Genomic DNA, 13,320 nt, shown 5'->3' with positions numbered 1-13,320 from the left:
GGCGCAGCCATGGGGAGGGTGAGGGTCCGGCACGAAGACGGCACTGATACTTGGATTGACCCTCACCCGCCCGCTGACGCGGGCACCCTCTCCCGGGACGGGAGAGGGGATCGGGCAGAGAAAGAAACAACGGGAGGACAACATGACGACGCCCAAGAAGAGCGCGCGGAAAGTCATCATCACCTGCGCGGTCACCGGCTCCATCCACACGCCCAGCATGTCGCCGCACCTGCCGGTGACGCCGGACCAGATCGCGGCGGAGGCCATCGCCGCGGTGAAGGCCGGGGCGGCCATCGTCCATCTCCACGCCCGCGACCCGGAAACCGGCCGTCCTACCCAGGACCCGGATCTGTTCCAGCGCTTCCTGCCGCGCATCAAGCAGGCGACGAAGGCCGTGGTGAACATCACCACCGGCGGCAGCGCCGCCATGACGGTGGAGGACCGGCTGCGCCCCGCCGCGCAGTTCCAGCCGGAGGTCGCGTCGCTCAACATGGGCTCGATGAATTTCGGCCTGTTCCCCATGCTGAACCGCTTCACCGAGTTCCAGCACGATTGGGAGCGCACCTATCTGGAGAACAGCCGGGACCTCGTCTTCAAGAACACCTTCAAGGACATCGAGCACATCCTGAAGACCTGTTCCGGCAACGGGACGCGCTTCGAGTTCGAGTGCTACGACATCTCGCACCTCTACACGCTGGCCCATTTCCTCGACCGCAAGCTGGTGACGCCGCCGCTGTTCGTGCAGTCGGTGTTCGGCATCCTGGGCGGCATCGGCGCGCATCCGGAGGACGTGATGCACATGAAGCGCACCGCCGACCGGCTGTTCGGCGACCAGTATGTGTGGTCGGTGCTGGGCGCCGGGCGCAACCAGATGCCCATCGCCACGCAGTCGCTGGCGCTGGGCGGCAACGTGCGCGTCGGGCTGGAGGACAATCTGTGGGCCGGTCCGGGCCGCCTCGCCACCTCCAACGCCGAGCAGGTCGCCATGGTGCGCAAGCTGATCGAGGGGCTGGCTCTTGAGGTCGCCACGCCGGACGAGGCCCGCGCCATGCTGTCGCTGAAGGGTGGCGACGCGGTGAGGTTCTGACCGGGAATAATCCTCTCCCCTCCGGGGAGAGGGTGGCCCGCAGGGCCGGTGAGGGGGATATGCGTTTCGGTGCGTCCGGCAAAAGCGCAACCCCCTCACCCTAACCCTCTCCCCAGAGGGGAGAGGGAACTGAACGTGCGATCGCTACCGACCACCCCACACCCGGAATCCCATGCCATGATAAGCCGCGCTCGGGCGCTGGATCTGTCGCTGGTGGGTCTCATCAGCGTCTGCTGGGGCCTGAACTGGCCCGCCGTCAAGATCATCCTCACCCAGATCCAGCCCTGGACGCTGCGCAGCCTGGGCTTCGCCGTGGGAGCGGCGGTGCTGTTCGCCTACGCGCGGTCGCGCGGGGAATCGCTGGCCGTGCCGCGCGGGCAGCGCTGGCCGCTGGCCGCCGTCGCCCTGCTGAACATGGCGGGCTTCAACATCTGCTCCGCCTTCGGGCAGATGAACATGGCGACCTCCGGAGCGGCGATCATCGCCTACACCATGCCGGCCTGGGCGACGTTGCTGGCCATCCCCATCCTGGGCGAGCGTCCGGGGCCGCGCCAATGGATGGGGCTGGCCTGCGGGCTGACGGGCTTGGCCGTTCTGCTCGGCCCCGATCTGCTGCGGCTGGGCGCCCTGCCGCTCGGCCCCGCCTTCATGCTGACCGGCGCGCTGAGCTGGGCGCTGGGCAATGTCCTGATCAAGCGGACGGCCTGGACCATGGGGCCGAATGCCATCACCGGCTGGCAGTTCGCCATCTCCCTGCCGGTGGTGCTGCCCTTCGCGCTGGCGATGGACCCCGCCCCGACACTGGCCCTGGAACCGCAGGTGGCGGTGGCGCTGGTCTTCCACATCCTGGTGGCGATGGTCGGCGGCTATCTGCTGTGGTTCGCCATCGTGCGGCGGCTGAGCGTCGCGCAGGCCTCCGTCAGTTCGCTGATCGTGCCGGTGATCGGCGTGACCGGCGCCATCGTCGTGCTGGGCGAGACACCGCCGCTGCGCACCTACGCCGCGCTGGCGCTGATCCTCTGCGCCGTCCTGCTGGTCGTCATGGTGCGCGACAAGCGGCCCGTTCCCACACCGGCGCCGGTCACGGCGGCGCCGCGGGGGGCAGGTTCTCCCTGAAGATGACCTCGATGCGCGGCGGCTCCACGTCGTGCATCGCCTCCCGGCCGGCGCGCAGATTGGCGAAGACGGCGGCGCAGCTCATCAGGGCGCTGCGCGGGTCCTGGGTGATCACCGCCTCCATCGTGCCGTCGATCAGCAGCGACCGCGTCTCCGGCGTGAAGCCGTGGCCGATGAAGACGACGTCGCGCTCCCGCCGCGCCTCCTTCAGCGCGCGGGCCACGCCCTCCGCCCCGCCGCCGATGGTGTAGATCCCGGCGAGGTCGGGGTGGTGGCTGAGCAGCGTCCGCGTCTGCCGGTAGCTCTTGGCCTCGTCGTCGTGGGCCTCGCGCAGCCCCACCACCTCGATGGCCGGGGCCATCTCCTTCAGGACGTTCAGGAAGCCCAGCTCGCGGTCCTCGTGCGCGCGGTAGCTGAGGCTGCCGGCGATCATCGCGACCTTGCCCGCGCGCCCGCCGAGGAAGCGCGCGAACAGATAGCCCGCCGTCCGCCCCGCCGCCCGGTTGTCCAGCCCGACATAGGCGGCCCGCCGGCAGTTCTGCACGTCGGAGATCAGCGTCACCGTCGGCACGTTGCGTGCCGCCAGCTCGTTCACCGCCTCGCGCACCGCCGGATGCTCCAACGCCATGAAAGCCACCCCGTCGACCTTGCGCCAGTGCTGGAGCAGGCTGCGCGCCAGCAGGTCGGGGTTGAAGCTCTTGATGAACTCCACCTGCGCGCGGATGCCCAGCGGGGCCAGCGCCGCCTCCGACTGGCGGATCAACTGGCCGAGCCGCGTCAGGTAGCGGTTCGTCCCGTCCGGCAGCAGGAAGGCCAGCCGCACCGGCTTCGGCCCGAGCGCCGCGCCGAGGTCCGATTCCGGAATGTAGTCCAGCTCCGCCGCCGCCTTCATCACGCGCTGCACGGTCGCCGGGCGCACGCCGGGGCGATGGTTCAGCACGCGGTCCACGGTGGCCGTGGAAACCCCGGACAGCCGCGCGATGTCGGCGATCCGCGGCAGTCCGCGGGTGTGTTCGGGGGGCGCGGCGACGGCGTCCGCATCATCCTGCATCACGGCTCAAAACCCTCCGATCCCATCAAATCACATCATCATTCGCGTTTGACACCGGCCATTCGCGCACATACCGTCCAACCAACAATCACCGTCGAACATCAAACTACATCAACGTTTCCTGGGAGGAAAGCATGAACCCGCTCTCGCGCCGCACGATGCTCAAGGGGCTGGCCGCCACTCCGGCGATCGGAATGGCCGCCGGGTTGGCCGCGGGGGCCGGCACCGCCACCCTGATCGGCGCGCCGCGCATCGCCCGCGCCGCCGAGTTCGATTTCAAATACGGCAACAACCTGCCGCTGACCCATCCGCTGAACGTCCGCTCGCACGAGGCGGCGGAGCGCATCCGCCGCGAGACGAACGGCCGCGTCGACATCCAGATCTTCCCGAACAACCAGCTCGGCGGCGACACCGACATGCTGTCGCAGGTGCGCAGCGGCGGCATCACCTTCTTCACGCCCTCGGCGCTGGTCATCGCCACGCTGGTCCCGGTGGCCGCCATCAACGCCGTCGGCTTCGCCTTCGCCGATTACGGGCAGGTCTGGTCCGCCATGGACGGCAAGCTGGGCGAGCATGTGCGCGGCGCCATTTCCAAGGTCGGCCTGCACGCCTTCGAGAAGATGTGGGACAACGGCTTCCGCCAGATGACCAGCGGGGCCAAGCCGATCCAGTCCGCCGCCGATATGGACGGGCTGAAGATCCGCGTGCCGGTCAGCCCGCTCAGCATCGCCATGTTCAAGTCGCTGTCCGCCGCCCCGGCCAGTCTGCAGTTCTCGGAGGTCTATTCCTCGCTGCAGACGCGCATCGTCGACGCGCAGGAGAACCCGCTGCCGATCATCCAGGTCGCCAAGCTGTACGAGGTGCAGAAGTACTGCGCCCTGTCCAACCACATCTGGGACGGCTTCTGGTTCATCGCCAATGGGCGCGCGTGGCGCGGCCTGCCGCCCGACCTGCAGAAGATCGTCTCCACCGCGATCAACGACGCCGGCGTGCAGCAGCGCGAGGACATCAAGGCGCTGAACCAGTCGGTGCAGGCCGACCTCCAGTCCAAGGGCCTGACCTTCAACCAGCCCTCCCCCGACAGCTTCCGCGCCAAGCTCCGCGACAGCGGCTTCTACGGCGAATGGAAGGGCCGCTTCGGCGACGAGGCCTGGGCGCTGCTGGAAGGCGCCGTCGGCAAGCTCGCCTGAAGAACGGCTGTGGACAACACGGGAAGGGAGGGTGCGGCTTTGTCTCACCACGCGACGGCGCTCGACGAGGGCGGCGCCATGCCAGGGGCCGCGTCCGGCGGTTTCTGGACCGATCGGCTGGACCGCGGCCTCGCCGCGACGGTGGAGGGTGTGGCCGCCCTGATCGTTCTGGCCGAGATCGCCATCCTGCTGGCCGGGGTGACGGCGCGCTACGTCTTCCACGCGCCGCTGGTGTGGTCGGACGAGTTGGCCTCCATCCTCTTCCTGTGGCTGTCCATGCTGGGCGCCGTGGTGGCGCTGCGCCGCGGCGAGCACATGCGGATGACCGGTCTGGTCAGCCGCGTCGGCCCGACGCCGCGCGCCCTGCTGGAGACGCTGGCGATCACCGCCCCCATCGCCTTCCTGGCGATGATCCTGCACCCCGCCCTGGACTACGCCATGGAGGAGCAGTTCATCGTCACCCCGGCGCTGGAAATCAGCAACGCCTGGCGCGCGGCGGCCCTGCCGACCGGGCTGGGGCTGATGGCGGTGGTGGCGCTGATCCGGCTGATGCGGCTGCGCAACCTCCGGATCACGCTCGCGGCGGTGGCGCTGACCGCGGCGGTGACCGTGGCCTTCTGGCTGGCCGGCCCGGCGCTGAAGCCGCTGGGGCAGGCCAACCTCGTCATCTTCTTCGTCGGCGTGGTCGCCGCCTGCGTGTTCGGCGGCGTTCCCATCGCCTTTTCCTTCGCGCTGGCCACCTTCGGCTATCTGGCGCTGACCACCTCGACACCGCTGCTCGTCATGGTCGGGCGGCTGGACGAGGGCATGTCGCACCTGATCCTGCTGGCGGTGCCGCTGTTCGTCTTCCTCGGCCTGCTGATCGAGATGACCGGCATGGCCCGCGCCATGATCCAGTTCCTCGCCAGCCTGCTCGGCCATGTGCGTGGCGGCCTGTCCTACGTGCTGATCGGGGCGATGTATCTGGTGTCGGGCATTTCCGGCTCGAAGATCGCCGACATGGCGGCCATCGCGCCGGTGCTCTTCCCGGAGATGAAGAAGCGCGGCGCCCCTCCGGGCGACCTCGTGGCCCTGCTGTCGGCGACCGGCGCGCAGACCGAGACCATCCCGCCCTCCATCGTCCTCATCACCATCGGTTCGGTCACCGGCGTGTCCATCGCGGCGCTGTTCGCGGGCGGCCTGCTGCCGGCGGTGGTGCTGGGTGCGGCGCTCTGCGCCGTCGTCTGGTGGCGCTACCGCCATGAGGATCTGAGCCACATCCGCCGCCCGCCGGCGTCCGAGATCGCCCGGCTGGCCGTGGCCGCCCTGCCGGCCATCCTGCTGCCCTTCGTCATCCGCGCCGCGGTGGTGGAAGGTGTGGCGACGGCGACCGAGGTGTCGACCATCGGCATCGCCTACTCCACCCTCATGGGCCTGCTGGTCTACCGCCAGTTCGACTGGGCGCGGCTGAAGCCGATGCTGATCGAGACGGCGTCGCTGACCGGGGCGATCATCTTCATCGTCGGCTGCGCCACCGCCATGGCCTGGGGCCTGACTCAGTCCGGCTTCTCCCGCGCGCTGGCCCTGTGGATGGCCGACATCCCCGGCGGCGGCTACGGCTTCCTCGCCATCTCCATCGTCGCCTTCATCATCCTGGGCAGCGTGCTGGAGGGCATCCCCGCCATCGTCCTGTTCGGCCCGCTGCTGTTCCCCATCGCCCGCGACGCCGGGGTGCACGAGGTGCATTACGCGATGGTCGTGATCTTCGCCATGGGCATCGGCCTGTTCGCCCCGCCCTTCGGCGTCGGCTACTACGGCGCCTGCGCCATCAGCAAGGTCAGCCCGGACGAAGGCCTGAAACACATCTGGGGCTACGTCGCCGCCCTTCTCGTGGGCCTGATCGTGGTCGCCGCCATTCCGTGGATTTCCACCGGCTTCCTTCCCTACTGAGGCCCCGCCGGTCCCCCATAACGATAAAATCAGGAGTTCCTTCATGAGCCGATTCTTCGGCCAGATCCGGCAGGCTGGCTATGTCGTCGACGACATCGAAGCCGCCATGGATTACTGGAGCCGCACCCTGGGCATCGGCCCGTGGTTCTACAACGAGCGGGTTCCGATCAAGAACTACAGCTACCGCGGGGAGCGGTACGAGGTTCACAACTCGGTGGCGCTCGCCAACTCCGGCCCGCTCCAGATGGAGCTGATCCAGACCCGCAACGACGCGCCGTCGATGTACCGCGACTTCCTGAAGGCGGGCCGCACCGGCCTCCAGCACGTCGCCTACTGGACCGAGAATTACGACGCCGACCTGGAGCGGCTGACCGGCCAGGGCTTCAAGCCGGTGATGAGCGGCGAGGTCGGCGAGAAGGGCCGCTTCGTCTATTTCGACACCGAGTACCACCCCGGCACGGTGATCGAGCTGTCGGAGGTCGCCGGGCCGAAGGGCAAGATGTTCGACCTGATCCGCAACGCCTCCCTCGACTGGGACGGCCGCGATCCGGTCCGGCCCTTCCCCGACCTCAGCCGCCTGTGAGCCTCGCCATGCGCTCCGACCGCTTCGAGGCGACCTATCTGATCGAAACCCCGCTGGACCCCGCCAAAGTGGCGGAGGTCATGGCGGGGGAGCAGTCCTGCGGCACCTTCACCCGCGTGCACGGCGAGACGGACGACCTGCGCGCCCGCGCCCGCGCCGTGGTGGAGCGGGTGGAGGAGCTTGAACCCGCCGCCTCCCCCAGCCTGCCGAACACGTGGCTGGAGCGGCAGAAGCGGCCCGGACCGTGGCGGCGCGCCCGCGTCACCATCAGCTTCCCCACCGGCAACGTCGGCGCCAACCTGCCGACGCTGGCCGCCACGGTGGCCGGCAACCTGTTCGACCTGGGCGAGGTGACCGGTCTGCGGCTCGACTCCGTGCGCCTGCCCGCCGATTATCGCAAGCAGTTCGACGCGCCGCGCCACGGCGTGGCCGGCACCCGGCGGCTGACCGGGGTTGAGCACGGGGCGCTGGTCGGCTCCATCATCAAGCCGAACCTCGGCCTGTCGGCGGAGGAGACCGGCGAGCTGGTCGGCACGCTCTGCGCCGCCGGGCTGGACTTCATCAAGGACGACGAGATCTGCGCCGATCCGGTCCACGCCCCGCTGGCCCAGCGCGTGCCGGCGGTGATGGACCGGGTGCGCCGCCACCAGGACCGCACCGGCAAGCACGTCATGGTCGCCTTCAACATCAGCGACGAGACGGACGCCATGCGCCGCCACGCCGATCTGGTGGAGCGCGAGGGCGGAAGCTGCGTGATGGTCAGCCTGAACTGGTGCGGCTTCTCCGCCGTGCAGACTCTGCGCCGGCACAGCGGGCTGGTGCTGCACGGGCACCGCAACGGCTTCGGCGCCCTGTCGCGCCACCCCAGCCTGGGCATCGGCTTCGACGCCTACCAGACGCTGTGGCGGCTCGCCGGGGTGGACCACATGCACGTCCACGGCCTCCAGGGCAAGTTCGCCCAACCCGACGCGGAGGTCATCGACGGCGCCAAGTCCTGCCTCGCTCCGCTGGCCGAGGGCTGCGACGACGTGGTGATGCCGGCCTTCTCCTCCGGCCAGTGGGCGGGGACCGTGCCCGTCACCTGGGACGCGGTGGGGACGGACGACCTGCTGTTCATGTCCGGCGGCGGCATCATGGCCCACCCGGACGGCCCCGCCGCCGGCGTGACGAGCATCCGCCAAGCCTGGGAGGCGGTGCGCGAGGGCGTCACCCTGCCCGACGCCGCCGCGACGCGGCCGGAGTTGAAGCACGCCCTGGAGTTCTTCGGGGCGGGCAAGTGACGGCGGCACACCCGCCGCCCCGGCTGGGCCCCCGGCTGGGCTGGTACGGGGACGACTTCACCGGGGCCACCGACACGCTGGCCACGCTGGCGAAGGCCGGGCAGCGGGCGCTGCTGCTTTTGGAGATTCCCGACGCGGAGCGGCTGGCCGGGCTCGGCCCGCTGGACGCGCTGGGGATCGCCGGGGCGTCGCGCACCATGGACCCGGAGTCCCTGCGGGCGGAGCTGGGGCCGGTGGGGCGCTTCTTCGCCGGGCTCGGCGTGCCGGTGATGCACTACAAGTGCTGCTCGACCTTCGATAGCGCGCCGCAGGTCGGCAGCATCGGGGCGGCGGTAGCCGCCCTGCGGCCCTTCTTCCCCAACCGCTTCCTGCCGGTGGTGGGCGGCCAGCCGAACATCGGGCGCTACTGCCTGTTCAGCACGCTGTTCGCCGCCGCGGGCACCGGCGGGACGGTCCACCGCATCGACCGCCACCCGACCATGAAAGCCCATCCGGTGACCCCGATGACGGAGGCCGACCTGCGCCTCCACCTCTCCGCGCAGGGGCTGGAGGGAATGGGCGCTCTGCACTACCCGGATTACGGGCTGGACGCCGGAGCGCTGGACGAGAGGCTGGACCAGATGGTGGCGGGCGGCGCGTCGGCCATCCTGCTGGACATCGCCCGGCCGGCGGATCTGGCGCCCGTCGGGCGGCTGATCTGGGAGCGGGCGCAACGCTCGCCCCTGCTGGCGGTCGGGCCGAGCGGCGTGGTCCAGGCGCTGGCCACCCAATGGCAGCGCGACGGGACGGTCGGCGATGCGCCGCTGGCCCCGGCGGAGGGGCCGGTCTTCGTCCTGGCCGGCAGCCTGTCGCCGGTCACGCGCCGGCAGATCGCTGCGGCCTCCTCCTTCCACCGGATGCCGGCGGACGCCGGCGCCCTGTGCCGCGACGACGCCTACCGCGAGCGGCTGCGGAGCGAGATCGCCGGCCTGCTGGGCCAGGGACGGAACGTGCTGGCGTGGACCGCCCCGGCGGAGGGCGAGACGCCCGACACCGCCCAGTCCGCCGCCATCGCCGACGCCACCGCGGACTTCGTCGCCACGGTCGCCCGCGCGGTGCCGCTGCGCCGCATAGGCATCGCCGGGGGCGACACCTCCAGCAAGGCGGTGAAGGCGCTGGGCCTGTGGGGCCTGTCCTACCGGACGGCGCTCAGCCCCGGTGTGACGGTCAGCCTGACCCACAGCGCGCACCCGCCCACCGACGGCGTCGAGCTGATGCTCAAGGGCGGGCAGATGGGGTCGGAGGACCTGTTCGAACGGCTGGTGCATGGGGGGTGAGCATCCCTGCCCCCCTCCGCCCCCACGCGTCACCAATGGCCCCTAGGTAGTCTTACGTACGCAAAGCCCCTTAGGTACAAGACCGAACTGCACAGGGTACCTCGCAGCGCGTAATTTCGGCTCATCAAGCGGTTGCCCCACGGGGGTGGGCCGCTTCCACGAAAGCCGAGGGGCCCGACATGCACGCTCACACCGCCATCGCCGCCCAGCCGACGCGTGTTCCGCACGGCCATCAGGCCGCCGTGATGGCGATGCCGCGTGTCGCCCCCTCCCGTCCTGCCGCCGGCTTCGCCGCCAACGACGTCGACCCCCTGGCCGCCATCGCCCAGTTCCGGGTGTTCGACCGCGAGCAGTCCATCTTCGCCGAGGGCGAGGCCGCCGACGCCGTCTTCCGCGTGGTGGACGGCATGATCCGCCTCTACAAGCTGCTGCCGGACGGGCGGCGCCAGATCATCGGTTTCCTCCAGGCCGGCGACATGGTCGGGCTGGCCTTCGCCGACCGCTACCTCTACTCCGCCGAGGCGATCACCGCCTCCACCGTCCAACGCATCCCGCGCTGCCAGCTCGACGCCCTGCTGGACTCCCAGCCCGCGCTGGCCCGCCGGCTGCTGTCGGTCACCACCTCCGAGCTGGTGGCGGCGCAGGACCAGATGCTGCTGCTGGGCCGCAAGTCGGCGCTGGAGAAGCTGGCCAGTTTCCTGCTGGCGCTGAGCCGCCGGGCCGGTGCGGGCCGGGCCATCGCCCTGCCGATGAGCCGCTGCGACATCGCCGACCATCTGGGGCTGACCACGGAGACCGTGTCGCGCGGCTTCACCAAGCTCAAGACCTCGCGCCTGATCCGCATCCTGGACGGCGGCCGGGTCGAGCTGCTGGACGCCGAGGCCCTGGCCGATCTGGCCGAGTGCGCCTGAAACCAAGCACCGTGACCATCCTCCGCGATCAAGGGAAATCCATTCGGCCGGCCGCAACGTACCCCTTACTCCCTTTGCGTTGCACCGTCAGGCCGAACCATGGAGTCCGTTCCCCACATTCTCGTCGCCGAGGATGAACGCCTCGAAGCCCTGGCCCTTGCCGACACGCTGGAAGGCCAGGGGCTGCGCGTCACCCTGACCCATAACGGGTTGGAAGCCATCACCGCCCTGGAGAGCGGCCCGGCGTCGCTGCTGATGACCGACCTGCGCATGCCGGTGATGGATGGCAACGAACTGATTCGCCGGACGCGGGCGCGGCGGCCCGCCCTGCCGGTGATCGTCATGACCGCCGACAGCGGCGCCCTCTGGCACCCGGAGTCCGACCGGCTGCGCGTCCTGCACAAGCCCTTCAGCTTCCAGGCGGCGATCGGCGCCGTCCGCGCCATGCTCGACCCCACCCGGCCCTTCGGTTAAAGCCGGGGTCTACTCGTCGTCCTTGGGGGCGGCGTTGCGGGGCGGCGGCTCGATCACCGGGCCGACCTTCACGCTGCGGGCGGGCAGCGGCACGATGTCGCCGATCGGCATGTAGGAGCCATCGGCCAGTTGCTGCGCCGGCTCCCACCGTCCTTCAACCTTGATCCAGCGGTAGATGCTGTTGCTGCTCATGACGTCACCATGAAATTTTGAAAGACGAAAGGGGCGGCGTTGCCGCCGCCCCTTCATCCAATACAAGGATCGTCCTTGCGGAAGGCTTACTCGGCCTTGCCGTTGACGGCGTCCTTGAGGGCCTTGCCGGCGGAGAACTTCGGCGCCTTGGAGGCGGCGATCTTGATCTCCGCACCGGTCTGCGGGTTGCGGCCCGTGCGCTCGCCGCGCTCGGCGATCTCGAACTGGCCGAAGCCCGGCAGCTTGACCGTCTCCCCCTTGACCAGCGCGTCCTGCAGGCTCTCCAGAACCGCATCCAGCGCCTTGCCGGCGTCGGCCTTCGTGCCGCCCAGCTTGCCGGCGATCGCGTCGATGAGATCGGCCTTCGTCATTCCCTACTCCCCTTGTTCATGGAGGAACCCCAGCATTCTCCAGGGCTCCAGGCGCTTCTGACCTACTCCGCCCCGCGTCCGCGCGCAAGCCAATCCCGTGGCGATTTTTTCCCCCGGAGCGGATTAAGCCACGGCATGATCCGTATGCCGAGTGTGAAGAACCAATCCGGGACGGTGATGAAAGACGAGCTGGGACAGCATCTGGACGTTCTGCGGCGCTACGCCCTGGTCCTGATGCGCGACCCCGATCAGGCCGAGGACCTCGTCCAGGAGGCGCTCGTCAAGGCCATCGAGGGGGCGTCGTCCTTCACGGACGGGCGCGACCTGCGCAAGTGGCTGCTCGCCATCGTCCACAACACCTTCGTGGACCGCTGGCGGCGCCAGCAGGCCGAACGCCAGGCGACCGGCGAGCTCAGCTCGATGGCGGAGGAAGGCTCCCCGCCCGCGCAGTTGAGCCACGTCCATCTCGGCCAGACCATCGCGGCCCTGATGACCCTGCCGGTCGAACAGCGGGAGGCTCTGGTCCTCGTGGCGTTCGACGGCATGTCCTACCGGGACGCCGCCGAATGCCTGGGCATCCCCGTGGGTACCCTGATGTCCCGCCTGGGCCGCGCGCGCGACGCGCTGCGGGCCAAGACGGGCGGCGAGCGCCAGCCGACGTCGGACCAGTCCGACCGAACCCCATCAGACCGGGTCCAGCGCCCCCCGTTGCGCGTGGTGAAATGACGATGAACGAACCGATCAGCGACATCGACCTGAACGCCTATGTGGACGGCGAACTCGACGCGCAGCGCCGTATCGAGGTCGAAGCCTACCTTGAAGCGAATCCGGAGGAGGCCGCCCGCGTCATGCACGACATGCGGGTGCGCGACGAGATCCGCCTGTTCATGGCCGGCCCGGCCGTGGAGAAGGCGCAACCGGAGCTGGCCGTGCCGGAATCCGTCGCCACGCCGGCCCAGCCGGCGGTCGGCGCCGGCGCGCCACTGCCGAGGCGCAAGCAGTGGGGCGCCCTGTGGCGCCGCCCGGCGGCGGAGCTGATGAACCGGGCGCGGGCGCGCGCCGCCAACGGCTCGGGCCGCGGACGGCGGGCCGTCGCGGCGCTCTGCCTCGTCGGGCTCGGCTGGACGGCGCACAGCGCGGTGTCGTCCCTGTCGGTCAACCCCGTCGCCACGGCGCACGCGGCCACCCACTACATCACCATCGCGGCGCAGACCCACCAGCAGGCGCTGCACAGCGGGATCGACTTCAAGCCCTTTGCCGACGCCGCCCAATCCCTGGTCAACCGGCTCGCCCCCGCCAACCCGGAGGTCGCGGTGCCGATCCCGCAGCTCGACATCGGGCAGGCGCCGGACGGGCTGCGCACGGTGGCCTGGGACGGCGGGGTCGCGGTGCAGGCGGCCTACCGCCACGGCGGGTCGGAATTGATCACGCTGTTCGCCAGCGAGGTCGACCGCTTCGCCGTCACCGAACCCCAGGCGGAGCGGATCGGCAACGTTTCGGTCGCCTACTGGCAGGTCGGGACGACGGTCTACGCGCTGTGCGGTGAACAGCCGGAAAACGAAATCCTGGCCCACGCCCGCGATGCCCGCATGGCGTGGTTCTGAAAAGCCGACGCATTGAACGACAAGCCTCTGAACGATAAGCATCCGAAGGACATGGTGAGACGATGAGCGGACCCTTCTACGGCAACCAATTCGGCACCGCGGCGCCGGCCTACGGCGCGGCGTTCGACGAGGGCCTGCGCAAGCACATGCTGCGGGTCTACAACTTCATGATGCTCGGCCTTGGCGTGACGGGGCTTGTGGCGCTGTTCGTGGCGA

General features: G+C 69.9%; 14 protein-coding genes. 11 read left to right on the top strand and 3 right to left on the bottom strand.

Going from position 1 to position 13,320, the window contains the following annotated elements; translation table 11 throughout:
* Nucleotides 1-142 precede the first annotated feature (142 nt).
* Together kce and ACFPMG_RS00065 are read left to right on the top strand one after the other, a co-directional pair.
* Nucleotides 143-1,087, top strand: coding sequence for a 3,5-dioxohexanoate:acetyl-CoA acetone transferase (kce, locus tag ACFPMG_RS00070; protein ID WP_376993218.1), 945 nt, complete (start codon nt 143-145; stop codon nt 1,085-1,087).
* 177 nt (nt 1,088-1,264) lie between these two features.
* A complete protein-coding gene (locus tag ACFPMG_RS00065) occupies nt 1,265-2,203 on the top strand; it encodes a DMT family transporter (protein WP_376993217.1) in 939 nt (312 codons plus the stop codon).
* Here the strand turns inward: ACFPMG_RS00065 and ACFPMG_RS00060 are convergent.
* A complete protein-coding gene (locus ACFPMG_RS00060; protein ID WP_376993311.1) occupies nt 2,169-3,254 on the bottom strand; it encodes a LacI family DNA-binding transcriptional regulator in 1,086 nt (361 codons plus the stop codon). The two genes, ACFPMG_RS00065 and ACFPMG_RS00060, sit on opposite strands and share 35 nt — an antisense overlap.
* A 134-nt stretch (nt 3,255-3,388) precedes the next feature.
* On the opposite strand from ACFPMG_RS00060, the gene ACFPMG_RS00055 reads away from it, so the two are divergent.
* The 7 genes from ACFPMG_RS00055 (at nt 3,389) to ACFPMG_RS00025 (ending at nt 10,937) form a co-directional block, all read left to right on the top strand.
* On the top strand, nt 3,389-4,444 hold the full coding sequence (locus ACFPMG_RS00055; RefSeq protein ID WP_174439105.1) for a TRAP transporter substrate-binding protein: 1,056 nt from the start codon (nt 3,389-3,391) through the stop codon (nt 4,442-4,444).
* Nucleotides 4,445-4,483: 39 nt separating this feature from the next.
* Nucleotides 4,484-6,373, top strand: coding sequence for a TRAP transporter large permease (locus tag ACFPMG_RS00050; protein ID WP_376993216.1), 1,890 nt, complete (start codon nt 4,484-4,486; stop codon nt 6,371-6,373).
* A 43-nt stretch (nt 6,374-6,416) separates the two neighbouring features.
* The gene (locus tag ACFPMG_RS00045) at nt 6,417-6,956 is read left to right on the top strand and encodes a VOC family protein (protein ID WP_174439106.1); all 540 of its coding nucleotides are present in this window, start codon (nt 6,417-6,419) and stop codon (nt 6,954-6,956) included.
* Between the two features lie 8 nt (nt 6,957-6,964).
* On the top strand, nt 6,965-8,236 hold the full coding sequence (locus ACFPMG_RS00040; RefSeq protein WP_376993215.1) for a ribulose-bisphosphate carboxylase large subunit family protein: 1,272 nt from the start codon (nt 6,965-6,967) through the stop codon (nt 8,234-8,236).
* The gene (locus ACFPMG_RS00035; protein WP_376993214.1) at nt 8,233-9,552 is read left to right on the top strand and encodes a four-carbon acid sugar kinase family protein; all 1,320 of its coding nucleotides are present in this window, start codon (nt 8,233-8,235) and stop codon (nt 9,550-9,552) included. The genes ACFPMG_RS00040 and ACFPMG_RS00035 overlap by 4 nt, the downstream gene beginning before the upstream one ends.
* A gap of 179 nt (nt 9,553-9,731) precedes the next feature.
* Nucleotides 9,732-10,463, top strand: a complete 732-nt coding sequence (locus tag ACFPMG_RS00030; protein ID WP_376993213.1) for a helix-turn-helix domain-containing protein — start codon at nt 9,732-9,734, stop codon at nt 10,461-10,463.
* Between the two features lie 99 nt (nt 10,464-10,562).
* Nucleotides 10,563-10,937 carry a response regulator gene (locus ACFPMG_RS00025; RefSeq protein ID WP_376993212.1) on the top strand — a complete coding sequence of 125 codons (375 nt, stop codon included), beginning with the start codon at nt 10,563-10,565 and terminating at the stop codon, nt 10,935-10,937.
* Nucleotides 10,938-10,946: 9 nt separating this feature from the next.
* Here the strand turns inward: ACFPMG_RS00025 and ACFPMG_RS00020 are convergent, their stop codons facing one another.
* Together ACFPMG_RS00020 and ACFPMG_RS00015 are read right to left on the bottom strand one after the other, a co-directional pair.
* A complete protein-coding gene (locus ACFPMG_RS00020) occupies nt 10,947-11,129 on the bottom strand; it encodes a hypothetical protein (protein WP_376993211.1) in 183 nt (60 codons plus the stop codon).
* An 86-nt stretch (nt 11,130-11,215) separates the two neighbouring features.
* Nucleotides 11,216-11,500: an HU family DNA-binding protein gene (locus ACFPMG_RS00015; RefSeq protein ID WP_014241890.1), complete on the bottom strand. Its 285-nt coding sequence runs from the start codon at nt 11,498-11,500 to the stop codon at nt 11,216-11,218.
* Between the two features lie 177 nt (nt 11,501-11,677).
* Here ACFPMG_RS00015 and ACFPMG_RS00010 point away from each other — a divergent pair, with 177 nt between their 5' ends.
* Both ACFPMG_RS00010 and ACFPMG_RS00005 read left to right on the top strand, forming a co-directional pair.
* Nucleotides 11,678-12,226, top strand: coding sequence for a sigma-70 family RNA polymerase sigma factor (locus ACFPMG_RS00010; RefSeq protein ID WP_376993210.1), 549 nt, complete (start codon nt 11,678-11,680; stop codon nt 12,224-12,226).
* 2 nt (nt 12,227-12,228) lie between these two features.
* Nucleotides 12,229-13,104: a hypothetical protein gene (locus tag ACFPMG_RS00005; protein ID WP_376993209.1), complete on the top strand. Its 876-nt coding sequence runs from the start codon at nt 12,229-12,231 to the stop codon at nt 13,102-13,104.
* Nucleotides 13,105-13,320: the final 216 nt, after the last annotated feature.

The sequence above is a fragment of the Azospirillum himalayense genome, from assembly GCF_042657465.1.
In the GTDB taxonomy this organism is placed as follows: Bacteria; Pseudomonadota; Alphaproteobacteria; order Azospirillales; family Azospirillaceae; genus Azospirillum; species Azospirillum himalayense.
Note: the sequence above shows the minus strand (reverse complement) of the source record. Positions and strands in the feature narration are given on the sequence as shown.